Below are 26,420 nucleotides of genomic sequence, written 5' to 3' on the forward strand. Positions count from 1 at the left end.
TCTTTTTTGGAGAACGGCATGGACAACAGCAGCAACAAGACGGCCCTGGTGCTCGGCGCGAGCGGTGGCATCGGCGGCGAGGTGGCGCGCCAGCTGCGCGACGCGGGCTGGACGGTCAAGGCCCTCAAGCGCGGACAGGCGGCCGGGCACGAGATGCGCGATGGCATCCACTGGCTGCGCGGCGACGCCCTGAACGCCATCGACGTGGCCGGTGCTTCGCAGGGCTGCAGCGTCATCGTCCATGCCGTCAACCCGCCCGGCTACCGCGACTGGGACCGTCTGGTGCTGCCCATGCTGGACAACGCCATCGCCGCCGCCCAGGCCCGGCAGGCCACGCTGGTGCTGCCCGGCACGGTCTACAACTTCGGCCCCGACGCCTTCCCGCTGCTGCGCGAGGAATCGCCCCAGCGCCCCGTGACCCGCAAGGGCGGCATCCGCGTCGAGATGGAGGCCCGGCTGCGCGCGGCCAGCGAACGCGGCATGCGCGTCCTCATCGTGCGCGCCGGCGACTTCTTCGGTCCCCGCGCCGGCAACAACTGGTTCTCGCAAGGCCTCATCAAGCCCGGCAAGCCGGTGACGGCCATCAGCAACCCGGCCGCACCCGGCGTCGGCCACCAATGGGCCTATCTGCCCGACGTGGCCCGCACCATGGTCGAGCTGCTGGCCAAGCGCGACCAGTTGCCCGCCTTCGCCAGCTTCCACATGGCCGGCCACTGGGACGCCACCGGCCGCCAGATGGCCGAGGCCATCCAGCGCGTCGCTGCCCGCCATGGGCGCAAGCCACGCATCGCCGCCCTGCCCTGGTGGCTGCTGAAGCTCGCCTCACCCTTCGTCACCACCCTGAAGGAGATGCAGGAGATGCGCTATCTGTGGCAGCGGCCGGTGCGCATGGACAACACGCGCCTGCTGGAAGTGCTGGGCCACGAGCCGCACACGCCGCTGATTGATGCCGTCGAGACCGCCTTGCGCGGCCTGGGCTGCCTGCCATCGCAGCCCAGCCGTAATATGGGCTCCAGCTCATTCGCCGGAACCACTCCATGACCTATTGCGTCGCCATGCGCCTGCGTGCGGGCCTGCTGTTCGCGTCCGACACCCGCACCAATGCGGGCGTCGACCACATCGCGAGCTTTCGCAAGATGTACCAGTTCCAGATCCCGCACCAGCGCGAGATCGTCATCCTGACCGCGGGCAATCTGGCGACGACGCAGTCCGTCATCTCGCTGCTGAACCAGCGCCTCCATGCCGACGGCGAGCACCTGCTCAACGTGCCGACCCTCTACGACGCCGCCGTGCTGCTGGGGCGCACGCTGAAGGAAGTCGTCAACCGCGACAGCGCCGACCAGCACAACGGCGTGGACTTCGGCGCCAACATGCTGATCGGGGGGCAGATCAAGGGCGAGGGACCGCGCCTCTTCCACGTCTACCCGCAGGGCAACTTCATTGAATCGACGGAAGACACGCCCTATTTCCAGATCGGCGAGAGCAAATACGGCAAGCCCATCATCGACCGCGTCATCCGTTTCGATACGACACCGCTGGACGAGGCCGCCAAATGCACTCTGGTCAGCTTCGACTCGACCATCCAGTCCAATCTGTCGGTCGGCCTGCCCATCGACATGCTGATGCTGCGCGCCAACCAGTTCGAGATGGCCATGAAGCCGCCCCACCGCATCGAGCGCGACGACGCCTATTTCCAGTCCCTGCGCAAGGGCTGGAGCGCCGGCCTGCGCAAGGTCTTCGACGACCTGCCCAACGAACCCTGGTTCGACATCGACGCCTGAACAAAAGCCCCTCGCCCAAGGACTACCTTGGTCGGTCCCCCGAGGGGACGGCGATGCTTGCCGCCTCGACCGGCAAGCACATCGCCAGAGCGGGCCGGCTAGGGAGCGGCCCGGCGCTCGGCCCGCCTATTTCAGCGTCGTCAGGCTGAGCCCAGCACGCGCATCGAATAGTCGGTGGCCTTGACGTCCTTGGTCAGCTTGCCGATGGAGATGCGGTCCACGCCGGTGGCCGCGATCCAGCGCAGCTGGTCGAGTTCCACCCCACCCGACACCTCCAGCAGAGCGCGGCCGGCATTGACAGCCACGGCCTCGCGCATCTGCGCCTCGCTGAAGTTGTCCAGCAGCACGCTAACGGCGCCGGCATCCAGGGCTTCGTGCAGCTGGGCGATGGTCTCGACCTCGATCTGGATCTCCACGCCGGACTTCAGCGCCTGGGCCGCGCGCAGCGCCTCACCCACACCACCCGCCGCGGCGATGTGGTTCTCCTTGATGAGGATGCCCGCATACAGCGCCAGCCGCTGGTTCTGGCCGCCACCGATGCGCACCGCGTACTTCTGCGCCAGGCGCAGGCCCGGCACGGTCTTGCGCGTGTCGAGGATGGCGCAGCCCGATGCGTTGGGGCTGGCACCGGCCACCGCGTCGACGTGGGTACGCGTGACGGTCGCCGTGCCCGACAGCAGTTGCAGGAAGTTCAGCGCCGGCCGCTCCGCGCTCAACAGCGCGCGGCCATCGGCCTCGATGCGGCAGACGATGCTGTCGGCCGTCATCAGCGCGCCCTCGTCATACAGCCACTCGATGCGCGCCGTCGCGTCCAGCGCGGCGAACACGCCGTCGAACCAGTCGCGGCCGCACAGCACCGCAGCCTCGCGCACCCGCACCTGGGCCGCCACGCGCCGGCCCGCGGGCACCAGCAGGGCGGTCCAGTCGCATTTGCCAATGTCCTCGGCAAGGGCCTCGTGGATATTGCGCGAACGGGCCTGGGCGAGGGTCTCTTCAGTGGAAAACATCGCTGCCGCTCACTCCGCCGGACCGACGGTCAGATGGATCTCGCCCAGGCCTTCGATGCGGCCCACCAGCACGTCGCCCGCAACGACGGCGCCGACGCCGGCCGGCGTGCCCGTGTAGATCAGGTCGCCGGGATGCAGGTGGTAGAGATGGGACAGGTTGGAGACGATCTCGGCCTGGTTCCAGATCATGTCGGCCAGGTCGCCATGCTGCTTCTCGACGCCATTCACAGCCAGCGTGATGGCGCCCTTTTCAAGGCTGCCCAGCTCGCTCCGGCGCACGATATCGCTGAGGATGGCCGACTGGTCGAAGCCCTTGGCCGTGTCCCAGGGCTTGCCAGCCGCCTTGGCCGCGGCCTGCAGGTCGCGGCGCGTCATGTCCAGGCCCGCGGCATAGCCCCAGATGGCGGCGATGGCCGCTTCGGGCGAGACCTTGAACACCGGCGCGCCGATGGCCAGCACCAGCTCCATCTCGTAGTGGTAGTTCTTGGTTTCGGTCGGATACGGCACCGTCGAGCCCGACGGCGTCAGGGCCGTGGCAGGCTTGGTGAAATAGAAGGGCGGCTCGCGCGTCGGGTCGGCGCCCATCTCGCGGGCATGATCCGCATAGTTGCGGCCGACGCAGAAGATGCGGCTGACCGCGTAACGCGCATCCGTGCCGCGCACGGCCGCGCTGGGGATCTCGGCCGGAGGAAATACGAAATTGCTCATGGCATGGCTTCGACATTGCAGGAACAGCGCGCAGCATACTGGGCTGGCCTTGGCGCTGCTGCTGCTCGCCCTGATGACCGGATGCTCGACGACGCGTCCGGCCGGCCCCGGCTCGGCGGCGCCCGTCGGCATCGACCGCGACGGCGCCCTGCCCAACCCGCCGCCCGACCTGGCCAAGGTGCCCGACGCCCTGCCGCGCATCGAGGCCGTGCGCAGCGGCGGCCCCAACAAGCCGTATGAGGTGGGCGGCGAGCGCTACGAGCCCATCGTCGGGGACACCCCCTATGCCGACAAGGGTCTCGCCTCCTGGTATGGCCGCAAATTCCACGGCCGGCCGACGGCCAGTGGCGAGGTCTACAACATGTACGCCATGACGGCCGCACATGCGACCCTGCCCATTCCCAGCTATGCCCGCGTGCGCAACCCGGCCAATGGCCGCGAGGTCATCGTGCGCATCAACGACCGCGGGCCCTTCCACAAGGGCCGCATCATCGATCTCAGCTACACGGCCGCCCTGAAGCTCGACCTGCTGCGCGGCGTGGGCGCCGTCGAGGTCAGGCGCATCACCTATGCCGAGATCCGTGCCGGCAAATTCCAGAAGCCCGATGACGCACCGCCCGTCTTCGTGCCCGAAACGCCGCCGGGCGGGCCGCAGCGCGAGACAACGGCCGTGGTCGCGATCACCGGCCCGGGGACCTGGCTGCAGTTCGGCGCCTTCGCCAAACTGGACAGCGCCGAAGGCCTGCGCCAGCGCATCGCCGAGGCCGACCTGACGCTGCTGCCGCTGCTCACCGTCGTGCGCGAAGGCGGCCTGCATCGCCTGCGCGCCGGGCCCTTCCCGAGTGCGGACGAGGCGCGCGCGACGGCGGCGCGGCTGCGCGACGAGGCCGGCATCGAGGCCAGCCTGGTCGAGAAACGTTAACGACCGCCCGCCACGTCCAGCAGCGTGCCCACCGTGTAGCTGGATGCATCGCTGAGCAGCCAGACGACCGCCTCCGCGATCTCTTCGGCACGGCCCATGCGCTGGATGGGGATGTCCTTGACCTGGCTCTGGCCGCGCTCCAGCATGCCACTGGTGGCATGGATGTCGGTCTCGATGATGCCGGGCCGCACGCCGTTGACGCGGATCCCCTCGAGGATCAGCTCGCGGCCCAGGCCCTTGGTCAGCGTGTCGACGGCGCCCTTGGTGGCGGCGTAGTCCACATAGATGCCGGCCGAGCCGAACTCGGATGCCCGCGAGCTGAGGTTGACGATGGATCCCCCCGCGCCGCCACGGGCCGTGCTCATGCGCTTGGCGGCCTGCTGGCAGCACAGCAGCGTGCCCATCACATTCACGTCGAAGAGGCGGCGCCAGCGCTCGGGCGCCATGGCCTCCAGCCGCGCCGCCGGCGCCACGATGCCGGCGTTGTTGACCAGCCCCGCCAGGCGGCCGCCGGCGGCGTCCAATGTCTCGAACATGGCGGCGACCTGCGCCGCGTCGGCCACATCGGCCTGCAGCGTCAGCGCGCGGCGGCCGAGTCCGTGCAATCTGGCCGCCAGCTTTTGGGCCGCGTCGCTATCCTGGGCGTAATTGATGGCCACGTCCCAGCCCGCCTCGGCGCAGCGCAGCGCCGTCGCGGCGCCGATGCCTCGCGAGCCTCCGGTGATCAATACCCAAGCCGACATGCCGGCATTGTGGCGTTGTCGGAGAAGATGCGCGGCCGGGAGCGCTGACCAAGTCCCCGTGATGCAGCGCGCCCTGGTTTGGGATGGGCTGCCAGACGCAAAGCGCAGTCATAGCTCTGGCTATGACGCGCGTTTGCGGCGCCGCAGACCGCCCAAAGCAGGGATGCGATGCGCGCGAGGACTTGGTCAGCGCTCCCACAACTGCCAGCTGCATGGATTTCCTCGACGTCCCCACCGTCCTCAAGGTCAGCGCCCTCTTCAATCTGATGGCGGCCCTGGCCTGGCTGACCCTCGCCCAGGCCTTTCGCATCGCGCCGCGCGCCGGCCGGCTGATGGCCGCGGGCCACCTGGTGCGCATCGCATCCCAGGGCTGCGGCGACTGCATGACGGGCTGGCCGGATCTGCTGCGCCAGGCCACCCCCGAGTTCGGTCTGCTGGCCTGCATGCTGCTGCTGCTTCACGCCCTGAGGCGCATGCTGCGCAGCCGCCAGCGCCCGCGCGACATCAACTGGATCGCCGGCCTCGGTGCCGTCGGCATCGCGCTGGGCCTGGCCAGCGGCTCCGGCCTGGCGCCCCAGGTCGCCAGCACGCTCAGCGTGTCGGCACTCGCCCTGCTGGCGGTGCGGGAAATCATGCGCGGCATCGGCGACCAGCTGTCGCGCGTCGTCACCGTCTGCATGACCTTGCCCTTCGCGGCCTTGGCCGTGCTGACGCTGGCCCATGCCGCCGAACTGCTGCTGGTGCCGGGCTGGGACGACCACATCCTCAGCGGCGAGTTGCCCACGCCGGCCCGCGCCGTGCTGTGGTTCGTCGTCACCGCTGCCATCACGCTGAGCCTCATCGCGCTGATGATCTGGCGCCTCATCAAGCGCATCCAGCACCTGACCTACCGCGACCCGCTGACCGGCGCCCTGAACCGCCGCGCCTTCGAGCAGGCCCTGACGGAGGCCCAGGCCCAGCTGCAGCGCGGCCGTGGCTTCGCGCTGGCCATGATCGACATCGATCACTTCAAGCGCATCAACGACGAGCACGGCCACCCGGCCGGCGACGCGGCCCTGCAGCATTGCGTGCGCATCTGGCAGGCGGCGCTGCGCGAGGTGGACCAGCTCGGCCGTCTGGGCGGCGAGGAGTTCTGCGCCCTGCTGCCCCTGGCCGGCCAGGGCGACCTGGCCAGCGCCGCTATCGTGGCCGAGAGGCTGCGCAGCAGCCTGGCTGGCCAGCCGCTGCGCTGGAAGGACATCGAGCTGCCGCTGTCGGCCAGCTTCGGCGTCGCCCTGCCGGTGCCCGGCGATGCCAGCGGCGAGATCGGCCTGGCGCGCGCCGATGCCGAGCTCTACCGCGCCAAGGCCGAGGGCCGCAACCGCGTCTGCGCCACGGAACTGACGGGCGAGATGGCCACCGCATGATCACGCCCGCCCAGACCCAGACTCTGCTGGCCGCCATCATCCTGATCGCGGGCGTGGCGACCTTCGTCTGGATCGCTCTGGCCCTGGTCGCACGCATCGCACCGCGGGCCTCGCTGGCCATGGCCCGTGCCAACGGGGCGGCGGCCGGCTCCTTGACCCTGCATGCCCTGCGCGGCGTGCTGCCCGACGCCTTCACCTACTGGCCTGGCGATGTGCTGGCCATCGCCTCCTTCGCGTTGCTGGGTGCAGCCGTGCCCGGCATCACGACACGCCATCTGGCCTGGAAACCCGGCGCCGGGGTCGTGGTCGCCGCGGCCCTGCTGCTGCTGGCCATCCCCTACGAAGGCGATCTGCGCTGGCAGGCCCGCATCGTCAACTTCGCCGGTGCCGGCCTGACGCTGACGGCCGGCTTCATGGCGTGGCGCAGCCTGAGCCAAAACGCCACGGGCCGCCGCACGCCGGCGCCGCTGGCCCTGCCCCTCTTCCTCATCGCGGCCCTGATGGCCGCACGCGGCCTGGAGACCTTCCTCAACCCCGGCCGCACGCCCGACATGCGCGTGCCCACCGACTTCAACCTCGCCTTCCTGTGGACGGCCCTGGTGCTGGCCCTGCTGCAGAACGCGACGCTGGCCTTCCTGGTGCTGATGCGCCTCATCAACCGCATCGAGCGACTGTTGGAGCGCGACCCGCTGACCGACACGCTGAACCGTCGCGCCTTCGACCAATCCCTGGACCAGGCCCATGCCTGGCTCAGGCGCGGCCGCGGCTATGCCCTGGTCATGATCGACATGGACCGCTTCAAGCAGCTCAACGACACCCTGGGCCATGCCGCCGGCGACGCCGCCCTGCGCCAGATGGTGCAGGAGCTGCAGCCCTGCGTGCGCGAGGTCGACCGCTTCGGCCGCCTGGGCGGCGAGGAGTTCTGCGTGCTGCTGCCCGACACCGACCTCGCCGGCGCCGCCCTCGTCGCCGAGCGCATGCGCATGCTGGTGGACGAGGCGCCGCTGCGCTGGCTGGAGCAGGACTGGCCGCTCAGCGCCAGCTTCGGCATCGCCGAGGGCGAGCGTGACGACGAAAGCTGCGCCGTGGTGCTGGCGCGTGCCGATGCGGCCCTGTATCGCGCCAAGCATCAGGGCCGCAACGTCGTTCAGGCCTAGCGAGCCCTGGCGAAATAGGCGTCCACGCCCTGCAGCATCTCCGCCATCACCTGGCTCCAGTAATGGAAGGTGTGGGCGCCGGGGTCTTCGCGGTAGTCGGTCGCCTGGCCCTGGGCGCGCAGCGTGGCGATCAAGGCGCGGTTGCCCGCAATCAATTCGTCATCGGTGCCGCAGCGCAGCACCAGCTCGACCGGCATGCGGCCGGCGCGCTTCACGTCGGCGATCAGCTCGTCCGGATACCAGCCGGCCAGCGCATAGGCATAGCCCCAGCGCTGCGGCGCGGCCAGCGGCAGCTTGACGGCGCCATAGCCGCCCAGCGACATGCCCGCCACGGCGGACTGCGCCCGCGACGGCGCCAGGCCATAGCGGTCCTTCAGCCAGACCGGCAGCTCGTCGACGATGAAGCGGCCTGCCGCGCCGTCATAGCGCAGGCCGTTGTTGCTGGGCATGACGATGACGAAGGGCTTCACGCGGCCGCTGGCAATGAGGCGGTCGGCATAACGCTCGACATGCCCGGTGCGGAACCACTGGTCGGCGTCCATGCCGCCGCCATGCAGCAGCGTCAACACGGGCAGGTCCTGGCCGCGCTCGAAGCCCGGCGGCAGATAGACATTGACTTTGTCGGTGCGACCGAAAGCGGCGGACGGCACTTCATGCGACTCGACGCGTCCACGGCCCGTGGTCGGCGGTGTCCACGCGCCTTCGCCGACAAAGACGAAGGAGTGCTGGCCGCCCTGACCGTCGGCATCGTGGTCGGGCGTGGCGGGGTCGTGCACCCAGCGACCGTCGACGACAAATTTGTAAAGCCATTGGCCGGGCGCAAGGTCCAGTTGCAGCTTCCAGATGCCGTCGGCACCGCGCACCATCGGCCGTTTGCCCTTGTCCCAGTCCGTCATTTCGCCGGCCAGGAAGACCTGGCGGGCCTGGGGTGCCGCCAGCGAGAAGCTGACCGGCTCCGCCTGCACCTGGGCGCAGAGGACGAACAGCAGGGGCAACAACAACTTACTGGCTTTCATTCGGCTTGCAGAGGAACTGAAGGCCGCGAGATTGCCACAGACAGGGCCCGCGCCGCGCGCATAGTGCTGCCGCCAACCACATCGCCATCACCACCATGGATCTCGATCCCAAGGACGTCATCGACCGCGCCGCCGAAGCCAAGGACCGCCGTGCCGCGCGGTTGAACGCCGCCGTCGCCATCACGGTGGCCGTGCTCGCCACCTTCATGGGCATCTGCAAGGTCAAGGACGACAACATCGTGCAGGCCATGCAGCAGGCCCAGGCCGACAAGCTGGACTACTGGGCCTACTTCCAGTCGCGCACCATCCGCGCCGACGTCGCCGAATCCACGGCCACGCAGCTCGAACTTGCCAAGCTCGCCGCCCCTGCCGCACAGGGAGCCGACTACGACAAGGCCATTGCCGGCTACCGCGCCAAGGCGGCCGACCAGATGCAGAAGCGCGACGAACTGAAGGCCCAGGCCGAGGCCGCCCAGCAGACCTACGACTCGCTGAACTACCGCGACGACCAGTTCGACCTGTCCGACGCGCTGCTGGCCGTGGCCATCGCCATGCTGGCCGTCACGGCGCTGACCGGGCTGTGGCCCCTGTTCTTCGTGTCGCTGGTGCCGACCTTCTTCGGCATGCTGATGGGCGTGGCCGGACTCGCGGCCCTGCCCATCCACCCGGATGCGCTGATCAAGCTGCTGTCCTGAATGCATCCATGACGTCTGGCGTCGGGCCCGACGCTGGCTAAGGTGCGCCCATCCCCTCGGATGGAGCAGCCCTTGAAACGCATTGCCTTGCCGCTATCGGCGGCCCTGTGGATGGCGGCCGCCCAGGCCGCGCCCGATCCCGGCGGGCGCTGGGAGGGCGTGGCCGAGATTCCCGGCGCGCCCCTGCCTCTCGTGGTCGACCTGTCCAGTGCGTCGACTGGCGCCTTGCAGGGCTCGGTCATCCTGCCGGGGCGCGGCGTCAAGGGCGCGCCTCTGCAGGCGCTGGCTGCCGACGACAAGGGCCTGGGCTTCAGCCTGGCGGCCGCCTTCAACCCGCCCGCCGAGCAAGCCCCCAGGGTCAACCTGCGCTGGCAAGCCGACGGCACGCTGGTGGGGGAGTGGCAGCAATCCGGCCTGAGTGCAGCGCTGCAGCTGCGGCGCACCGGTGCAGCCCAGGTCGACCTGCCCGTCGCACCCACGGCGCTCTCGCCGGAGCTGCTCGGTCGCTGGATCGGCCGCTACGAACTCGGCGGCTATCCGCGCGAGGTCACGCTGACGCTCGCCAACGGTCCGGCGGGCCTGGGCGCAGGCGAGCTGGTCGTCGTGGGCAAGCGCCGCACCGAACTCAAGGTCGACCACGTCGTGCAGGGCCGCGAGTTCCTGACGCTGAAGGCCAGCGCGGCCAACTACCGCATCGAGGGCCGCCATGCCGCGGATCGCATCGAAGGCCAGGTGCTGCAAGGCCCTTTCGAAGCCGCCATCGTGCTGCGTCGTGACGTCGCGGGAGCCAAGCCATGAAGTGCCATCTGCTGATCGCCCTCGGACTGGCGGCGACGACAGCCCTGCCGGCCGCGGCCCAGGGCATGTACCGCGGCGATGCCGCCCACACCGGCGTGCTGCAGGCCCAGGCGCCGCGCCAGTTCAAGCGCGTCAAGTGGAGCTTCCCGACCGGGCAGCGCATCGTGTCCTCGCCGGTCTGGCATGAAGGCGCCCTGCTGTTCGGCAGTGACGACGGCAACCTCTACAGCGTCGACGCCGCCAGCGGACGCCAGCGCTGGATGCTGGCCACCCACGGCCCCGTGTCGTCCACACCCGCAGTGGCAGGCGGACGGGTCTATGCCCTCAGCTTTGACGGGCGGCTCTACGCGGCCAATGCCGCCACCGGTGAGCTGCTGTGGAAATTCGCGACCGAAGGCGAGCGCCGCTTCGAGGCGCGCGGCCTGCACGGCTCGCTGCCGCGCACCCAGACCTTCGCCGACCCCTTCGACACCTATCTGTCCAGCCCCGTGGTGGCCGAGGGCCGCGTCTATTTCGGCAGCAGCGACGGCCACGTCTATGCGCTGGACGCGGCCAGCGGCGCCCTGGTGTGGAAGCAGCGCACGGGCGACGTCGTGCACGCCTCGCCGGCCTATGCCGACGGGCGCATCTATGTCGGCGGCTGGGACGGCAAGCTCTACGCGCTGGACGCCAGGACCGGCGCCCAGGTCTGGGCCTTCCAGGCCGGCGTCGATCCGCTGATGCACAACCAGCAGGGCTTCCAGTCCTCGCCGGCGGTGGTGAACGGCGTGGTCTTCAGTGGCTGCCGCGACGGCCATGTCTATGCGCTCGACGCCGCCACCGGCCGCGAGCTGTGGAACCACAACACCAACGGCAGCTGGGTCAACAGCTCGCCGGCGGTCAGCGCCGGCCAGGTGCATGTCGCGACCTCGGACACGGCGCTCTACAAGGTACTGGACGCCGCCACCGGCCAGCTGGTGCGCGAGCACGGCGTGCAGGCCTATGTGTTTGGCTCGCCCACCATCGCCGGCGACGTCGTCTTGGTGGGCGTGCTCAACGGCGTGCTGCAGGCCCGCGACAAGGCCGGCGGCGCCCTGCTGTGGGAGTTCCAGACCGAGGCCTCGCGCGCCAACCGCGGCTGGGTGCTGACGGCCGACAAGCGCTTCAACGGCTCGCTGCTGTATGCGTCGAACTGGCATGAAGGCATGGCCCAGGGCGCCGAGCGTCAGCAGGCCGTGGGCTCCTTCTTCTCGACACCGCTGGTGGCGAACGGCGTGGTCTATATCGGCAGTGCCGACGGGCGGATGTACGCGCTGGAATGAAGAGCCGCGAGGGCTCGCTGCGTGCACATCAGAGTTTCGCAATCAGCAATGGCAACCAGAGGGGCGACAGCAAGACGGCCCCGATGAACAGGACGCCGTCCGCTGCAACGGTCACCGGCGTCGCCGCGGCCTTCAGGAACTTCTTGGCATCCGAGGTGTCCTCGGTGATGTAGACGTAGTAGTCCCGGTTCAGCTTCTGCAAGGGCAGAGGCATCTCGTTGCGGACCGCGTAGCGCTGGCCGGTCATGAGGACTTCTATGGCCAGCTGACCGCCCCTGTCCTGAAAGCCAGCCTGCAGGGCCGCCTGCAACTGCGAAGCACTGGCATCGCGCCGTGTCTGCAAGATCAGCTGCCCCTGGATCCTGTTGTCCGGGCCGACCCGAAAGCCCTGAAAGCTCGCGGCCTCGATCCCCGGCTGCAGCTGCGGGTCCAGCGCTGCAGCCACCTGCGCCGGCGCTGCAAAAACGTAGTGGTACTGGACGCCCACTACCACCAGCGACTTCTTGTCGGCCGATATCAGCACGCCCTGGAGTTTTTCGGAGTAGGTCGAGTCCTGGTGCATCGCCGTGGTGATGCACCCCGACAACCCCGCCAGCGGCAGACTCGCTGCCCAACCCACCATCTTTCGTCGATGCATATCGTCTACCTCCTGAGCGCTTGACCTGCGGCAAACCGCTGCCACGGGTTCCGGTGCGCGAGCTCATTGTGGGAAGACATCGGCGCGCTTGGCGGCGGCTTTGCGGGGTATCGCCAATCGACGCCAGCAGGCGCGACAAACGCTGCCAACGCGGAGGCACTCAGGTCCTGGATCGACGATTGCGGGACGCTCGGGAGCGGAAGAATCCTTCCGTGACCAACGCACGCATCGACGCGCTGGGAAAGCAAAGGCCAGCGAAAGGCGCCCTCTCACCGGCCCGTCACGATCACGCGACGAGGATCACCACACCTTGCAGTGCTCCCCCGCCTTCTTCACCAGCTTGGCGCCCGGCTTGCAGGCAAAGGCCTTCTCGAACTCCGGCATGTTGACGACGACGCCGTTGATGCGCCAGCGGGCCGGCGAGTGCGGGTCGATCTTGGCCTGCACGCGCAGGGCCTCGGGGCGGGCGTCGGCGCAGTCCCACTGCGCGAAGCCGACGAAGAAGCGCTGCTCGGGCGTCAGGCCGTCGCGGTTCTCCAGCGTCTTGCCGGTCATGTGCACCTTCCAGGCTTCCCAGGCCAGGATGAGGCCACCCAGGTCGGCCAGGTCTTCGCCCAGGGTCAGCTTGGAGTTGATCTTGATGTCGTCGACGACGGTGTAGCCGGCGTACTGGTCGACCACGCAGGCGGCGCGCTTCTCGAATTCCTGGCCGTCCTTCTTGGTCCACCAGTTCTTCAGATTGCCCTGGGCGTCGAACTGGCGGCCCTCGTCGTCGAAGCCGTGGGTCAGCTCGTGGCCGATGGTGCCGCCGGTGTTGCCGTAGTTGGGCGCCTCGTCCAGGGCCGCGTCATACAGCGGCGCCTGCAGCACGCCGGCCGGGAAGTTGATGTCGTTCATCTGCGCGTCGTAGTAGGCATTCACCGTCTGCGGCGTCATGCTCCACTCGCCGCGGTCCAGCGGCTGGCCGATCTTGGCCAGGCGGCGCTTGGCCTCGAAGGCATTGCCGCGCACGACATTGCCCAGCAGGTCGCCCGGCTGCACGGCAAAGCCGGAATAGTCGCGCCAGCGGTCGGGGTAGCCCACCTTGTTGACGATGGCCTTGAGCTTCTCGTGGGCGCGGGCCTTGGTCTCGGCGCTCATCCAGGTCAGGCTGTCGATGGAGCGGCCCATCGCCACCTCGATCTCGTCCGTCATCTGCACCGTCGCGGCCTTCAGGTCGGGCGTGAAGTTGCGGGCGACGAACTCCTGGCCGAGGGCTTCGCCGAGCTGCACGTCGACCAGCTGCACGCAGCGCTTCCAGCGGGCTTTCAGCTGGGGCGTGCCATGCAGAGTCTGGCCGTAGAAGTCGAAGTTGGCCTGCACGAAGGCGTTGTCCAGCACCGGGGCCAGGCTGCTGACGAGCTGCCAGCGCAGATAGGTCTTCAGGTCGGCCACGCTCATGCTGCCCAGGCGCGCGCTGAGGGCCTTGAAGAAGGCCGGCTCGGTCACGTTGTAGCGGGCATGCCAGGGCGCGGTGCCCAGGGCCGCCTGGTAGCTGGCCCAGTCGAAGCCGGGCATCAGTGCCTTCAGGCCGCGGGCGTCGACGACGTGGAAGGTCTTGTAGGGGTCGCGCTGGTCGACCTTGCTGAGAGACGCCTTGGCCAGCACCGTCTCGGTGGCCAGCACGCTGCGGGCACCGGCCTTGGCGGCTTCGGGCGTGTCGCCCAGCAGCTCGAAGAGGTGGGCCACATGGGCTTCATAGGCGGTGCGGATCTTCAGCGTCTTGCTGTCGCGCTTCAGGTAGTAGTCGCGGTCGGGCAGGCCCAGGCCGCCAGCCGAGGCGAAGGCGATCTGGCGCGTCGCGTCGGCAAAGTCCTGGCCCGAGCTGAAGCCGAAGAAGAGGCGGCTGTTGCCGGCCGCCTGCTGCAGTTCCGCCAGCAGCGGCGGCAGGGCCTTCTTGTCCTTCAGCGCGGCGATGCGGTCCAGCAGCGGCTGCAGGCCCTTGAGGCCGGCGGCCTGCACGGCGCCTTCGTCCATGCAGGCGGCGAAATAGTCACCCAGCTTGGCCTGCGTCGGCGTGCGCTCGGCGCCCGGCTGGCCCAGCTTGTTCAGCACGCTCCAGAGGTAGCGCTGGTTCTCGTTGGCCATCTTGGCGTAGACCGACCAGCGCGACTGGTCCGCGGGAATCGGGTTGGTCTTCGTCCACGAGCCGCAGGCGAACTTGTAGAGGTCCTCGCAGGGGTCGACGCTGCGGTCCATGGCCGTCACGTCCAGGCTGGGCGTGTAGGGCAGGGCGTCGAGCGGGGTTTCGCCGGCAGCCTGTGCGGAGAAAGGCACCAGGGTGGCCGCGAGCAGCGCGGGCAGCAGCAGTCGTTTCATGAGAGGCACGGGAAATTTGTAAGTGGGGCGGATTGTGGGTGCTCCGCCCACCCGGGCCATTTGGCATCCCTCGATCGGAGGCGTCGGCCTCGACAGATGACAAAAGTCGGCCAGCTCTCGGCGCGGCATCATGAGCGGATTCCTGACGCCGTTGCCCCATGAACGAAAACCTGCTCCTCCTCGTCCCCATCGCCGCCGAACACAAGGCCCTGCTGCTGGAGCGCTTCGCCGTCACCGAGGCCCCAGACCCGGCCTCGCGCGCCGCGGCCATCGCGTCCCGCGGCGCCAGCTTCGAGCTGGTGCTGACCAACGGCACGGTCGGCTTCACGGCCGCCGAGATTGCCGCCTGCCCGAAGCTGAAGCTGCTGGCCGCCCAGGGCGCCGGCTACGAAAACCTGGACGTGGCGGCCGCCAAGGCGGCAGGGGTGCGGGTCTGCAATGGCGCCGGCACCAACGACGATTGCGTGGCCGACCATGCCCTGGCCCTGCTGCTGGCCAGCGTGCGCGCCCTGCCCCAGCAGGGTGTGGCCCTGCGGGCCGGCGTCTGGCGCGACGACCTGCCGCTGTTCCCCAACTTCAAGGGCCGGCGCCTGGGGGTCATCGGCCTGGGCGGCATCGGCCGCAAGATCGCCGTGCGCGCGGCGGCCTTCGGCATGGTGGTCGGTTATCACAACCGCCGCCCGCGCGAGGATGCCGGCGACCTGCCCTGGTTCGACAGCGTGGCGGCCCTGGCGGCCTGGGCCGACGACCTGGTCGTCGCGACGCCGGGTGGTGCAGCCACCAGGCACATCGTCAATGCAGAAGTGCTGGCGGCCCTGGGCGCTGGCGGCCATGTCGTCAACATCGCGCGCGGCAGCTGCGTGGACACGGCGGCGCTGGCGGCCGCTCTGAAGGCCGGCCAGATCGCCGGCGCGGCCCTGGACGTCTACGAGAGCGAGCCCCGCCCCCCGCAAGAGCTCATCGGTTTCGACAACGTCATCCTGACGCCCCATGTGGCCGGCTGGTCACCGCAGTCCATCCGCGCCACGGTGGAGAACTTCATCGCCAATGTGGACGCGCTGCAGCGCGGTGCAGCACTGATCACACCGCTCTGACTCAGCGCCGCTCCAGCACGACGCTTTCGTCGCGCGCCGCGTACTGGCGGCGGCTGCCCTCCTCCAGCGCCACTTCGGCGGCGATGCGCCCCATCTGGGTGCTCGCCATCTCCTGCAGGGCCATCAGCTCGGCGTCGTCCGGCATGCGGGTGTCCTGCACCAGCACGGGCTCCACCCTCGCCCGGCGTCGGCGCGAGAACAGCGCGTCCAGGGTCAGCAGGCGCAGGGGCGTGGGCAGCAGGGGTTTCATGGGACCTCCGGGGGGCGATTTCGCAGGCGTGTATGGAACAGACGCCATGGCGGGCCGGGTTGCGACATGCCACCCCCCTCATTTCGGGGTCGGGCACCAACCGACGCGCCTGCGGACAATGGGCGCATGCGCTGCCTGGCCCTTCCCGAGCTGAATCGCCCCCATGGGATGGGGCCGGCTTGAGCCGCTGGTCCAGCAACCCCAGCCGCGTGCCGACGCTGGTCCCCTGGCCGCGGCGGCGTGCGCCGGCCCGCCCCTGGCTGGCCTGGGGCGTCTCGCTGGTCCTGCACGCCCTGCTGCTGAGCCTGACCTTTGGCGGCGAAGGCCTGGGCCTGCCTGGCCTCAGCCTGCCCTGGCAGGCTCGGCGCGCCGAAGCGCCCGAGCTGCGCGTCGTGCTGGTCACGCCGGCGGCCGAGATGCCGCCGCCTGCGCCTGCCGAGCCTGTCGCAGCCCTCACGTCGCCGACAACGCCGACAACGCCGCGCAGCGAGGCGGCCGCCGTCCCGGACGCGCCCACGCTGGCCGCCCCCGCACCGACGCCGGCCACCGCCGTCATCGCCGTGGAGAAGCCGATCGAGACGAACTGGGCGGTGCCCACCGCCCTGCCCGCCTCGGCCCCCGTCTTCGCCGCGCTTTCCGCCGCCTCCAGCACCCTGACGACGCTGAAGCGGGAGGACACCAGCCGCGCAGCGCTGGACCGCGAGGCCCGCGAACGTGTCTCGGAGCTGGCCCAGCTCGACCGCGCCCAACGCGAGACCCAGCAGCAGGCTCAACAGCAGACGGAAAGGCTGGCTGAAGCTGAACGCCTGGAGGCCGCACGGCAGGAAGCCGCTCGCCAGGAGGCGATTCGCAGGGAGGTCGCGCGACAGGAGGCCGCCGCCCGCGCCGAGGCTGCGCGACTCGAGGCCGAGCGTCTCGAGGTCCAGCGCCAGGCCGCCGCCAGGCAGGAAGCCGCCCGCGCCGAGGCGGAACGCCGTGCTGCAGCGCAACAAGAGGCGACCCGGCAAGAGGCCGCCCGCGTCGAAGCCGTCCGTGCTGAAGGCGCCAAGCAGGAGGCAGCGCGCCAGGAGGCGGTGCGACAGGACGCGGCGAAAGCAGAGGCTTCTCGCCAGGCTGCCGAATCGGCCAGGCAGGAGGCCGCCCGACAGGAAGCAGGCCGTCAGGAAGCCATTCGCCAGGAAGCCGCCCGAGCCGCGGCGGCCAGGCTGACCGAAGCCAAGGCCGCCGAGGAGCTGCGCGAGGCCCGGCTGCGCGCCATCGGCCAGCAACTGAACGAGGAGGCGGCCAAGCGCGACGCGGCCCGCCAGGCCCCCAACAACCTGCCTTCATCCTGGAGCAGTGCCCGCCGTGGCCGCCTGTTCGGTCGCACCGACGCCAATGCCGAGATGGTGCTCTACGCCGAGGCCTGGGCGCGCAAGATCCAGAACAACCAGGCCTTGGAGCCACTACGCGAGACGCTGAAGCAGCCCTACACCGACCCGCTGGTCACCGTGGCCATCCGCGCCGACGGCACCGTGGAGTCGGTCAGCTTCTACCGCTCCAGCGGCGTGCCGGCCCTGGACGAGGCCATCCGCAAGGTCATCGAGAGCCAGGCCAACTACCCGGCCTTCACGCCCGCCCTGGCGCGTGAATACGACGTCATCGAGATCCGTCGCACCTGGCACTTCGACACGGCGATCCGGCTGTACTGAGCGCGCCGCTGCTTGGTTCCGCATACGGCGTTCACGATAAACGGCGTGTATTGAGTCCCGTATTTCGGGCCGAGCGCTGGGCCGCTCCCGAGCCGGCCCGCCTGGCGATGCTTGCGGCTCGACGCCGCAAGCATCGCCGTCCCCCCGGGGGACCGACCAGGCACGCCCGCGTTCAGCGCGGCGGGACTGGGCGAGGGGAACCCGTGCTTTCCCGTCCCACTTGCTGCAGCGCACACAGAGGGAATGTCCCCGATTCACCCTGCAGTCGCGGTGCTAGCGTGAAGCCGTTGTTCGTGGTTCCGGCCTGCCGATGGGGTGGCCGGACGCTCTGTTGGTTCCCTTCGCAAAACACAAGCCAGGAGACACAGATGAGGACTTCCCTGGGCGCCGCCGTGCGCCGCACCACCTGCCGACTGGGCCTGCCGCTGCTGGCGGTTCTATGCGCCGCACCGGCTGCCGCCAGCACCCTGACGCAGAACGTGTCATGGACCATCGACCGGGCGGGCAGCACCGCCAAATACCGCGTCGTGGCCTATGGCGACTCCATCTACGCCGGCTACAACGGCTCGGTGCTGAACGCCGCCAAATACTCAGCGCCGACGGTGGACGCCGAATACCTGGCGGCCAAATGGAATGCCAGCATCGAGAGCGTGCGCCGCGCCAAGTCCGGCGCCGTCGCTTCCGACGTCTACAACAACAAGATCGTGGCCGAGAAGTCCTACATGCAGGCGGCGTCCACGCGTGTCGTCACCTTCGAGATGTGCGGCAACGACGGCCTGCAGGCGCGTTCCGCCTTCAAGAGCCAGACCGGCACCTGCAACTACAGCGGCATGGACGCCGCCGTGAACAGCTGCAAGACCTATGTGGCCGCGGCCATGGACTTCGTCAACGCCAACGCGTACTCGGGCGTCAAGCTCAAGCAGATCTCCAACCTGCACTACCCCGGCTACAACGCCGACAACGTGCAGAGCAGCTGCAAGGACCCGGGCACCGGCGCGACGGTCAACATGCGCGACCGCTTCCTGCCCAAGCTGGCGACGATGAACTACTGGATGTGCGAATACGCGCGCCAGAAGGGCTTCAACTGCGCAGACAACTTCGCGCAGTACATGGGCGCCGACTACGACAGCAATGGCGACGGCGTCATCGACTCCGAAGCCCTGCGCTGGGTCCCCGGCGAGAGCGAGTCCAGCTATGTCACCCGCATCACGGTGACGCTGAAGTCGACGCTGCGCGACGCCAATGCCAAGTTCGTGTCCAGCAGCAGCAGCTACGACTACATCCAGTCCGACGACACCCACCCGACCTACAGCGGCGGCACGGTGTCGGCCGGCATCTTCGGCGGCACGACGGGCTCGGGCGCGGCGCGCTACACCACCATCAGCAACGGCAAGAACCCGATCTGGAACCAGTACGGGCATGAGCGCATGGGCTGGGCGATCTCGACGTCCAACCCCGCGGCTCCCTGACCTGTTGGGTGTTGCATGACACGCGGGCGCGACAGCAAGCCAGCCTGGGGCCCACCGATCTGGGTGCTGGTGGTCGTGCTCGCCGCGGTGGCCGGCGGGTTCGCCTGGTGGTGGCCGGCGGCCGACGCACCCACATCCTTGCAGACCGCGGCAGTGCCAGCTCAACCAACACCGGCGGCTGTCTCAACCGCAGCCCCGGCCAGCGCGCCGTCTCAGGCTGTCGCCGTGGTCATGACTGCGACCGCACCCGTCGCCCGCATCCCGCGCCTGCGCGACCCCAATGGCGACCAGACGCCCGACCTGGCGGACTACGTCAACGAAGGTGAACGCCCCACCATGGCTGAAGTGATCCAGCGCCTGCATGCGGCCGGCGTGCAAACCGGCCTGGGCGCCTTCAACCCGCCCGGCACGCGCCCGCCCATCGTGGGCCTGGCCGTGCCCGACGGTTTCGAGCTGCCGTCCGGCTATGTGCGCCACTTTCAGGCCACCGACGACGGCCAGCGCATCGAACCCATCCTGATGTTCTCGCCGGATGTCCAGACCCTGGTCATCCTCGGCCGCAACGTCGCCGTGCCGGCCGACCGCGTGGTGACACCCGAACTTGCGCCCACCGGGCTGCCGATCCGTCGCATCGTCGTGCCCGCGCCGGTGGACGGCCCGCGTTGAGCCGCCTCGCCGGCATTGCCCTGGCCGCGCTGCTGTGCGGTCTCTACGCCCGCGGCGGCCCGGCCTGGGTGCTGGGCTTTGTCGCCCTCGTGCCCTGGCTGCGCCAGCTCGACCACGAGACCCGCCTGGCCCCGACGCTGCTCAGCGCCTGGGCCTTGTCGGTCGCCTACACGGGTGCAGTCTTCTACTGGTTCGGCACCGCCTTCGGCGCCTACACCCAGATCGGCGCAGGCGCGGGCCTGGCGCTGCTGTTGATCGCCGCCCCGCTGTTCCAGCCACAGATCCTGGTCTTCGCCGTCGTGCGCCATCTGGCGCACCGCCATCTCGGCCCAGTGCTGGCGGCCTTCGCGGGCGCCGCGAGCTGGGTCGCCACCGAATGGGCCTGGCCCCACATGCTGGGCGACACCCTGGGCCATGGCCTCTATCCCGCGCCGCTGCTGCGCCAGGCCGCTGAGCTGGGCGGGGCCGCCGGGCTGACCGTCGTGCTGCTGCTGGCCAACGAGGCCTTCACGGTCGCACTGGCGCGCCGCGGACACGCGTTGATCGCGCCACTGGCACTGGCCGCCGTCGGACCGCTGCTGCTGGCCAGCTACGGCTTCACGGCGCTGCAAGCCGAACCCTCCACACAGGCCCCGCCACTGCGCATGGGCCTGGTGCAGTCCAACATCACCAACTACGAGGGTCTGCGCCGCGACAGGGGTGCCGGCGCCGTCGTGCGCGAGGTGCTGGACACCCACTTCGCCATGAGCTACGACGCTGTCGAACGCCAGCACGTGGACGCGGTGCTGTGGTCGGAGACCGTCTACCCCACCAGCTTCGGCCGGCCCAAGAGTGAGGCCGGCGCCGAACTGGATGCAGAGATCCAGGCCATCATCGATGCGGCCGGCGTGCCCTTTGTCTTCGGCACCTACGACCGCGATGACGAGGGCGAGTACAACGCCGCCGCCTTCGTGCAGCCGCGCAGCGGCCTGGCGGGCCTGTACCGCAAGACGCGCCTCTTCCCTTTCACGGAATACCTGCCCGGCTGGCTGGACACCGCCACCATGCGTGACTGGCTGCCCGGGGCCGGCAACTGGCGCGCGGGCACGGGCGCGCGGGTCTTTCCACTGCGCCTTGCCGACGGCCGCGAGGTGCCGGTGCTGCCGCTGATCTGCCTGGACGATACCGATGCGGGCCTCGCCATCGCCGGCGCGCGGCTGGGTGCGCAGGTCATCCTGACGATGTCCAACGACTCGTGGTTCACCGACGACGCGCAAGGCGCCGCCCTGCACCAGGCGGTCGCCGCCTTCCGCAGCATCGAGACCCGGCTGCCGCAGTTCCGCGTGACGACCAACGGCTTCAGTGCCGTCATCGATGCCCGCGGCAAGGTCATCGCCGCCACGCGCATGGGTGAGCGCACCCTCGTCATCGGCGACCTGCCGGCGCGTGACCCGGCGCCGACGCTGATGGTCGCCTGGGGTGACTGGGTTGGGCGCGCCGCGGCGGCTTTCCTGGCGGGCCTGGTGGTGCTGTCGCTGTTGCGCCGCTGGCCCGGCGTGGTGCCGACAGAAGCGCCCCCTGCGCTTCCCGCCCGGCTCGCCGTGCTGCCCCCTGCAGCACGCGTCGTCACCGGCCTGCTGCGCCTGATCTCCCGCGGCGGCGCCCTCGTCATGGGAGCGGCCGTGTTGTGGGGCGACGGTACGCTGCAGACGCACACGCTGGCACTGCTGCGGCTGTTCATGGCGCTGTGTCTCATTCCCGAGGCGGCGGCCTGGGCCGTGCTGCGTCTGTGCACGGCAGTTGCCGCGCTGGTCGACGGCAGGCTGGTGCTGACACGTGGCACCCACCAGCTGGAGATCGCGCTGGGCGAGATTGCCGCCATCGAGCCCTGGCAGTTGCCGCTGCCCGGCCCGGGCGCCGCGCTGCGCCTGCACTCCGGCAGCCGCTGGCCTTACGGGCTTGCCCTGCGCGACCCCTGGGCGCTGGCGAATGCCCTGGGTCGCCCTGCGAGCGAGCCACCGCGGGCGAATGCCTGGTGGAGCTATGCACGCAGCCGCGCCGGAATCACGACGGGACGGCTGGCGCGCCCGGCCTTCAAATTCCTGCTGCTGCCCCTGCTGCTCGCCCTGCCTGCCTTCCAGCTGCACCAGAAGATTGCTTACGGCAGCGCCTTCGGCGAGTTCTACACCTATGGCCTGGGCGCCTATCTGGGCGCCTTCGCGCTGTGGTGGGCGGCATGGACAGCCGGCGTGGTGCTGTGCGCCGCGGCTTTGCGGGCGGTGATCGAGATGGGCTCGCTTGCGGCCGTCTGGCTGCGCCCGCGACACACGCTGGCGGCGCGTGCCGGGCTGGAAAGGCTGGGCCTGCTGGCGCTGTATCTGGGCCTGCCGGTCTGGCTGCTGCTGCGCGCCGTTGCCAGCTGAAGCAAAGATACTTCGTCGGCAAGGGCACCCAACTCGCGCTAGGGTGGGAGCCTTCAAGACCCCACCATGACCGCCAACACCTCCCGCCCGCCCGCCATCGTCTCCATCGCGCCCCTGGGCATGCCCTGGGAGACGCTGGACCCCTTCCTGTTCTGCGTCCACCACGACGACGCCTATCCGCAGGGCAATGGCCGCTACGGGCCAGATGCCGCGCTGCTGAGAGGACGCCAGATCGGCTCGGACTTCTCGGGCCAGGGCGGCTGGAGCATGTATCACGGCCAGCAGGTGCCGGGCTTCCCGGCCCACCCGCACCGCGGCTTCGAGACGGTGACCATCGTGCGCCAGGGACGCATCGACCACTCCGACTCGTTGGGCGCTGGCGCACGCTTCGGCGGTGGCGACGTGCAGTGGCTGACGGCGGGCAAGGGCATCGTGCACGCCGAGATGTTCCCGCTGCTGCATACCGATCGCCCCAACCCGCTGGAGCTGTTCCAGATCTGGCTCAACCTGCCGGCAGCCAGCAAGATGGTCGAGCCCCACTTCACGATGTTCTGGGCCCAGGACATCCCGCGGCACCGCTTCACCGACGAGAGCGGCCGTGCCACCGAAGTCGTCTGCATTGCCGGCGCCTTGACGGTGGACGGGAAGTCGACGCAGCCGCTGGCGCCGCCGCCGGACTCCTGGGGTGCGCGACAGCAATCCGACCTCGCGATGTGGACGCTGCGCCTGGAGCCGGGCGCGCAATGGGTGCTGCCGGCGGCTGCGGGCGACGGCACGCGCCGCAAACTCTATTTCTTCGCCGGCGGCCAGATCCGCATCGACGGCCTGGCCGTGGATGCGGGTTCGGCCATCGAGGTGAAGGCCGGCAGCGCCGTCACGCTGGTCAACGGCAACGAAGTGGCGGAACTGCTGATGCTGCAGGGCCGCCCGATCGGCGAGCCCGTGGCCCAGTACGGCCCCTTCGTCATGAACACCGAGCAGGAATTGCGGCAGGCTTTCGAGGACTACCGCCGCACCCAGTTCGGCGGCTGGCCCTGGAGCGACCCGGCGCCGGTGCATGGCGACGAGGGCGGCCGCTTCGCCCGGCACGCCGATGGGCGCACGGAAAAACACCCTTCGCAGGAGGCCTGAGCGCGCCGGGCACCGGGTTTGCCGTGGACCGGCAAACGGCCCCAGGAGATTTCGATGAGCCTTCTTTCTCCCTATTCCAGCGACGAGCCGGCCCGTGCCGAAGTCGACGCCATGCCGGGCAGCACCGTGCTCGAGTTCGGCGCCAACTGGTGCGGCATCTGCCAGGCGGCCCAGCCCGCCATCGAGGACGCGATTTCGGCCCAGCCACCCGCACGCCATCTGCGGATCGAGGACGGCCGCGGCCGTCCGCTCGGGCGCTCCTTCGCCATCAAGCTGTGGCCCACCCTCGTGATGCTGCAGGACGGCCGCGAGGTCGCCCGCGTCGTGCGGCCGCGTGGCGCGCGCGACATCGCCGATGCGCTGGACCGGCTGCTGGCCGGACCTCAGGCCAGCGACGCCAGCTGATAGGCCGCGAAGCCGGCCAGCAGCAGGGCCGAGCCGCGGCGTATCCAGCGCAGATGCACCATCTGCAGCCGCTCGCGCAGTCGGCCGACCATGCCCACCAGCACCAGCCACCAGGCCGCCGACCCGACGAAGACGCCGGCAATCATCCAGCCCGGCGACACCGCGCCCATGCCGGTGGCCAGCGACGAGAACACCGCGATGAAGGACAGGATGGTGGCGGGGTTGGACATCGTCAGCAGAAAGGTCCCGCCGAAGGCATGCCAGCCCTTGACGCCGCCCTGCACCGCGGCCGCCTGCCTGGCCTGAGCGTCATGCCAGGCCTTCCAGGCCAGCCACAGCAGGAACAGCGCGCCGCCTACGGCCAGCAGCGTGTGCGCGCCGGTCAGCAAGGTGATCACCGCCGTCACGCCGAAGGCACCGATGGCGCCGTACAGCGCATCCGCCACCGCCGCGCCCAGGCCGGTCGCCAGGCCCACGCGGGTGCCGTGGTCCAGGGTGCGCTGGATGCACAGCAGGCCGATGGGCCCGACGGGCGCGGCGATCGACAGGCCGATCAAGGTCGACTTCAGGAAGAGGGAGAGGGTCGCGGTATCCATGCCCGAAAGTCTATGCAGTCGGATCACGAGATTGAATGCCTCATTTCAGGCAAACTTTTAGATCAGCCTGAAAGATTAAGGTGAATTCCCATGTCGACGGTCGATGAGAAATCCTGGCGCCTGCTCTCCGCCCTGCAGCAAGACGCCCGTGCCTCGCTGAAGACGCTGGCCGAAGTGGCCGGCCTGTCGCTGCCCGCCACCGCCGAGCGCATCAAGAAGATGGAGGCCGCCGGCCTCATCCGCGGCTATCACGCCGACGTCGCGCCCGAGGCCCTAGGCTATGTCATCAAAGCCGTGGTGGCCATCACCACCCAGCACCCCTACAAGCAGAAGTTCATCGAGGTGCTGCGGGCCAAGCCCCAGGTGCTGGAGTGCCTGCATGTGACGGGCGCCGACTCCTGCCTGTTCACCGTCGTCGCCAAGGACATGCCCGACCTGGAGGACTTCCTCTCCAGCATCAACCAATACGGCGAGACGCGCACCTCCATCGTCATGTCGTCGCAGATCCAGCGGCGCGGCGTGCAGAGGTTCTAGGCGGCAGCTCCGATATGCTTCGCTCCAGTTGTACATACAAGTGGAGCATCCATGACGACCTATGACATCGTCATCGCCGGGGGCGGCGTGTCGGGCCTGTATTGCGCGCTGCGCCTGGCCGACGCCGGCCACCGCATCCTGGTGCTGGAAGCCGCGGCCGACCGTTGGGGCGGGCGCATCGAGACCGAGGACATGGACGGCTTCATCGCCGAGTACGGGCCGATGCGCTTCGAGCCGACGCTGCAGCCGCGCTTCGCGGCCCTGTGCGCGGAGCTGGGCGTGGGCCTGCTGGATTTTTCCGGCCCCTCCTCCGACCAGGCCGCAAACGACGACCTCGACCTGCCCGAAGCCGAGCGCGGCCTGAATTCGCTGCAGATGCTCAAGCGCGGCATCATGCTCATCATGGGCCGTTCGCCCGACGACCAGGCCTGGATCGACGCGCTGACCGAGGCCGACTACATGCGGCTGCGCAAGCACGCCCAGCTGCACGGGCAGCCGCTGTGGGACATGGGCTTCTGGAACGCGCTGTCGGCCCAGGGCATCCTCAGCCACCGGGCTCTCGTGAAGCTGCGCGACACCGGGACCTTCTATCACATGATCCCGGAGAACCTGAACGCGGCCGAGTGGATCATCTGGTGGCTGCGCGCGCTCAAGACCGTGGGCCAGCAGCTCGCCAGCATCGAGGGCGGCTCGGCCAGATTGACCGAGGGCCTGCTGGCCCGCCTGCGCGGCCATGCCAATGTGACGCTGGCCGGCGGCCACAAGCTGAGGGGCGTGCAGCCCGTGGAGCTGGGCAAGCCGACGCTGGCCCTGGACGTGGCCACGCAGAACGGGCCGCTGACGCTGCGCGCCGAGCGCCTCATCCTGGCCCTGCCGCGCCTGCCGCTGCTGAAGCTGACCCGCCACCTGCCCGAGCACATCGCCTCGCAGCTGGACAGCGTCAACGGCTTCCCGATGCTGAAGGTCTTCTTCGTCTGCAACACGCCGTGGTGGAGCTATGGCCAGGCGCCGCAGCAGTACGCCAACTGCATGCCGACGCGCGAGATCCACTACTTCCGCCGCGCCCCCGAAGCCGACGCCGACGGCCACGGCATGGTGCTGCTCTACATGGACCGCCCGTCCACCGAGTTCTGGCGCCACTACGTCATCGACGGTGACCGCCACGACCGCGCCGAGGTGGACCAGAACGCCCGCATCGTCGACGCCTTCGCCCTCTTCGTGGCCCGCGACGTGAAGCGCGCTGCGGACGCGAATGCCGAGTCGGCGCTGAAGCTGACCGACAACGCCAAGCGCATCTTTGGCGACCTCAGCCTGGCCGAGACCAGCCAGTACATCCGCAACTCCATCATCACCTACGGCATACGCGACTGGGCGCGAGCGCCCTATGGCGCGGCCAACCACGGCTGGCAGCCGGGGGTGCGCTCGTGGAAGGTCATGGACGCCTTCAAGGCCTTCGACTTCGGCAGCGGCGCGCGCAATCTGCACATCGTCGGCGAGGCCTATTCCGACTACCAGGGCTTCATTGAAGGCGCCCTGAACAGCGCCGAGCTGGCGCTGGCGACCATACCAGCCAAGCCTGTGGATGAGGCTTCCCAAGAGCCCAGCCTGGGCCTGTCCTGAGAGTCTAGATACCAGTTGTGAATGGCTATCCTG

The 26,420-nt window shown here is 69.5% G+C and carries 25 protein-coding genes; 17 read left to right on the forward strand and 8 right to left on the reverse strand.

What is annotated here, in order from left to right; genetic code table 11:
* The first annotated feature begins 18 nt into the window (after nt 1-18).
* Both ACS5PN_RS10190 and ACS5PN_RS10195 read left to right on the forward strand, forming a co-directional pair.
* The gene (locus ACS5PN_RS10190; RefSeq protein ID WP_439463843.1) at nt 19-1,041 is read left to right on the forward strand and encodes an NAD-dependent epimerase/dehydratase family protein; all 1,023 of its coding nucleotides are present in this window, start codon (nt 19-21) and stop codon (nt 1,039-1,041) included.
* The gene (locus ACS5PN_RS10195; RefSeq protein ID WP_439463844.1) at nt 1,038-1,781 is read left to right on the forward strand and encodes a peptidase; all 744 of its coding nucleotides are present in this window, start codon (nt 1,038-1,040) and stop codon (nt 1,779-1,781) included. The genes ACS5PN_RS10190 and ACS5PN_RS10195 overlap by 4 nt, the downstream gene beginning before the upstream one ends.
* 140 nt (nt 1,782-1,921) lie before the next feature.
* Here the strand turns inward: ACS5PN_RS10195 and nadC are convergent, their stop codons facing one another.
* Together nadC and ACS5PN_RS10205 are read right to left on the reverse strand one after the other, a co-directional pair.
* Entirely contained in the window at nt 1,922-2,788 is an 867-nt protein-coding gene (nadC, locus tag ACS5PN_RS10200) for a carboxylating nicotinate-nucleotide diphosphorylase (protein ID WP_439463845.1), read from the reverse strand.
* Between the two features lie 9 nt (nt 2,789-2,797).
* Complete coding sequence (locus ACS5PN_RS10205; protein WP_439463846.1) at nt 2,798-3,496, reverse strand: fumarylacetoacetate hydrolase family protein; 699 nt, start codon at nt 3,494-3,496, stop codon at nt 2,798-2,800.
* Nucleotides 3,497-3,545: 49 nt separating this feature from the next.
* On the opposite strand from ACS5PN_RS10205, the gene ACS5PN_RS10210 reads away from it, so the two are divergent.
* Entirely contained in the window at nt 3,546-4,418 is an 873-nt protein-coding gene (locus tag ACS5PN_RS10210) for a septal ring lytic transglycosylase RlpA family protein (RefSeq protein WP_439463847.1), read from the forward strand.
* On the opposite strand, the gene ACS5PN_RS10215 is transcribed toward ACS5PN_RS10210, so the two are convergent.
* Nucleotides 4,415-5,161, reverse strand: a complete 747-nt coding sequence (locus ACS5PN_RS10215; protein WP_439463848.1) for an SDR family oxidoreductase — start codon at nt 5,159-5,161, stop codon at nt 4,415-4,417. The two genes, ACS5PN_RS10210 and ACS5PN_RS10215, sit on opposite strands and share 4 nt — an antisense overlap.
* 212 nt (nt 5,162-5,373) lie before the next feature.
* Here ACS5PN_RS10215 and ACS5PN_RS10220 point away from each other — a divergent pair, with 212 nt between their 5' ends.
* Both ACS5PN_RS10220 and ACS5PN_RS10225 read left to right on the forward strand, forming a co-directional pair.
* On the forward strand, nt 5,374-6,567 hold the full coding sequence (locus ACS5PN_RS10220; protein WP_439463849.1) for a GGDEF domain-containing protein: 1,194 nt from the start codon (nt 5,374-5,376) through the stop codon (nt 6,565-6,567).
* Nucleotides 6,564-7,724: a diguanylate cyclase domain-containing protein gene (locus ACS5PN_RS10225; RefSeq protein ID WP_439463850.1), complete on the forward strand. Its 1,161-nt coding sequence runs from the start codon at nt 6,564-6,566 to the stop codon at nt 7,722-7,724. Before ACS5PN_RS10220 ends, ACS5PN_RS10225 begins: the two co-directional genes overlap by 4 nt.
* Here the strand turns inward: ACS5PN_RS10225 and ACS5PN_RS10230 are convergent.
* Nucleotides 7,721-8,740: an alpha/beta hydrolase-fold protein gene (locus tag ACS5PN_RS10230; RefSeq protein WP_439463851.1), complete on the reverse strand. Its 1,020-nt coding sequence runs from the start codon at nt 8,738-8,740 to the stop codon at nt 7,721-7,723. The genes ACS5PN_RS10225 and ACS5PN_RS10230 overlap by 4 nt on opposite strands.
* A 95-nt stretch (nt 8,741-8,835) precedes the next feature.
* On the opposite strand from ACS5PN_RS10230, the gene ACS5PN_RS10235 reads away from it, so the two are divergent.
* The 3 genes from ACS5PN_RS10235 (at nt 8,836) to ACS5PN_RS10245 (ending at nt 11,534) form a co-directional block, all read left to right on the forward strand.
* The gene (locus ACS5PN_RS10235; RefSeq protein WP_439463852.1) at nt 8,836-9,435 is read left to right on the forward strand and encodes a DUF4337 domain-containing protein; all 600 of its coding nucleotides are present in this window, start codon (nt 8,836-8,838) and stop codon (nt 9,433-9,435) included.
* Between the two features lie 72 nt (nt 9,436-9,507).
* Complete coding sequence (locus ACS5PN_RS10240; RefSeq protein ID WP_439463853.1) at nt 9,508-10,233, forward strand: hypothetical protein; 726 nt, start codon at nt 9,508-9,510, stop codon at nt 10,231-10,233.
* The gene (locus ACS5PN_RS10245; RefSeq protein ID WP_439463854.1) at nt 10,230-11,534 is read left to right on the forward strand and encodes an outer membrane protein assembly factor BamB family protein; all 1,305 of its coding nucleotides are present in this window, start codon (nt 10,230-10,232) and stop codon (nt 11,532-11,534) included. Before ACS5PN_RS10240 ends, ACS5PN_RS10245 begins: the two co-directional genes overlap by 4 nt.
* A gap of 28 nt (nt 11,535-11,562) precedes the next feature.
* Here the strand turns inward: ACS5PN_RS10245 and ACS5PN_RS10250 are convergent, their stop codons facing one another.
* Nucleotides 11,563-12,171 (reverse strand): hypothetical protein, encoded by a 609-nt coding sequence (locus tag ACS5PN_RS10250; RefSeq protein ID WP_439463855.1) that lies wholly within the window; start codon nt 12,169-12,171, stop codon nt 11,563-11,565.
* Nucleotides 12,172-12,471: 300 nt separating this feature from the next.
* A complete protein-coding gene (locus tag ACS5PN_RS10255; RefSeq protein ID WP_439463856.1) occupies nt 12,472-14,529 on the reverse strand; it encodes a M13 family metallopeptidase in 2,058 nt (685 codons plus the stop codon).
* A gap of 158 nt (nt 14,530-14,687) precedes the next feature.
* On the opposite strand from ACS5PN_RS10255, the gene ACS5PN_RS10260 reads away from it, so the two are divergent.
* Complete coding sequence (locus ACS5PN_RS10260) at nt 14,688-15,623, forward strand: NAD(P)-dependent oxidoreductase (protein WP_439463857.1); 936 nt, start codon at nt 14,688-14,690, stop codon at nt 15,621-15,623.
* Nucleotide 15,624: 1 nt separating this feature from the next.
* Here the strand turns inward: ACS5PN_RS10260 and ACS5PN_RS10265 are convergent, their stop codons facing one another.
* On the reverse strand, nt 15,625-15,873 hold the full coding sequence (locus tag ACS5PN_RS10265; protein WP_439463858.1) for a hypothetical protein: 249 nt from the start codon (nt 15,871-15,873) through the stop codon (nt 15,625-15,627).
* Nucleotides 15,874-16,052: 179 nt separating this feature from the next.
* Between ACS5PN_RS10265 and ACS5PN_RS10270 the strand changes: the two genes are divergently transcribed.
* From ACS5PN_RS10270 to ACS5PN_RS10295, 6 genes are all read left to right on the forward strand, one after another.
* Nucleotides 16,053-17,564, forward strand: coding sequence for a TonB C-terminal domain-containing protein (locus ACS5PN_RS10270; protein ID WP_439463859.1), 1,512 nt, complete (start codon nt 16,053-16,055; stop codon nt 17,562-17,564).
* 368 nt (nt 17,565-17,932) lie between these two features.
* Nucleotides 17,933-19,033, forward strand: coding sequence for an SGNH/GDSL hydrolase family protein (locus ACS5PN_RS10275; protein WP_439463860.1), 1,101 nt, complete (start codon nt 17,933-17,935; stop codon nt 19,031-19,033).
* 231 nt (nt 19,034-19,264) lie between these two features.
* Nucleotides 19,265-19,699, forward strand: a complete 435-nt coding sequence (locus tag ACS5PN_RS10280) for a hypothetical protein (protein WP_439463861.1) — start codon at nt 19,265-19,267, stop codon at nt 19,697-19,699.
* On the forward strand, nt 19,696-22,101 hold the full coding sequence (lnt, locus tag ACS5PN_RS10285; RefSeq protein WP_439463862.1) for an apolipoprotein N-acyltransferase: 2,406 nt from the start codon (nt 19,696-19,698) through the stop codon (nt 22,099-22,101). Before ACS5PN_RS10280 ends, lnt begins: the two co-directional genes overlap by 4 nt.
* Before the next feature lie 66 nt (nt 22,102-22,167).
* Complete coding sequence (locus ACS5PN_RS10290; protein WP_439463863.1) at nt 22,168-23,232, forward strand: pirin family protein; 1,065 nt, start codon at nt 22,168-22,170, stop codon at nt 23,230-23,232.
* Between the two features lie 54 nt (nt 23,233-23,286).
* Nucleotides 23,287-23,637 carry a thioredoxin family protein gene (locus ACS5PN_RS10295; protein ID WP_439463864.1) on the forward strand — a complete coding sequence of 117 codons (351 nt, stop codon included), beginning with the start codon at nt 23,287-23,289 and terminating at the stop codon, nt 23,635-23,637.
* Here ACS5PN_RS10295 and ACS5PN_RS10300 read toward each other — a convergent pair.
* Entirely contained in the window at nt 23,616-24,233 is a 618-nt protein-coding gene (locus ACS5PN_RS10300) for a LysE family translocator (protein WP_439463865.1), read from the reverse strand. The genes ACS5PN_RS10295 and ACS5PN_RS10300 overlap by 22 nt on opposite strands.
* Nucleotides 24,234-24,323: 90 nt before the next feature.
* Between ACS5PN_RS10300 and ACS5PN_RS10305 the strand changes: the two genes are divergently transcribed.
* Entirely contained in the window at nt 24,324-24,767 is a 444-nt protein-coding gene (locus ACS5PN_RS10305; RefSeq protein WP_439463866.1) for an Lrp/AsnC family transcriptional regulator, read from the forward strand.
* 51 nt (nt 24,768-24,818) lie between these two features.
* On the forward strand, nt 24,819-26,387 hold the full coding sequence (locus ACS5PN_RS10310) for a flavin monoamine oxidase family protein (RefSeq protein WP_439463867.1): 1,569 nt from the start codon (nt 24,819-24,821) through the stop codon (nt 26,385-26,387).
* Nucleotides 26,388-26,420: the final 33 nt, after the last annotated feature.

It is taken from the genome of Roseateles sp. NT4 (assembly GCF_051857475.1).
Classification (GTDB): Bacteria; Pseudomonadota; Gammaproteobacteria; order Burkholderiales; family Burkholderiaceae_C; genus Pelomonas.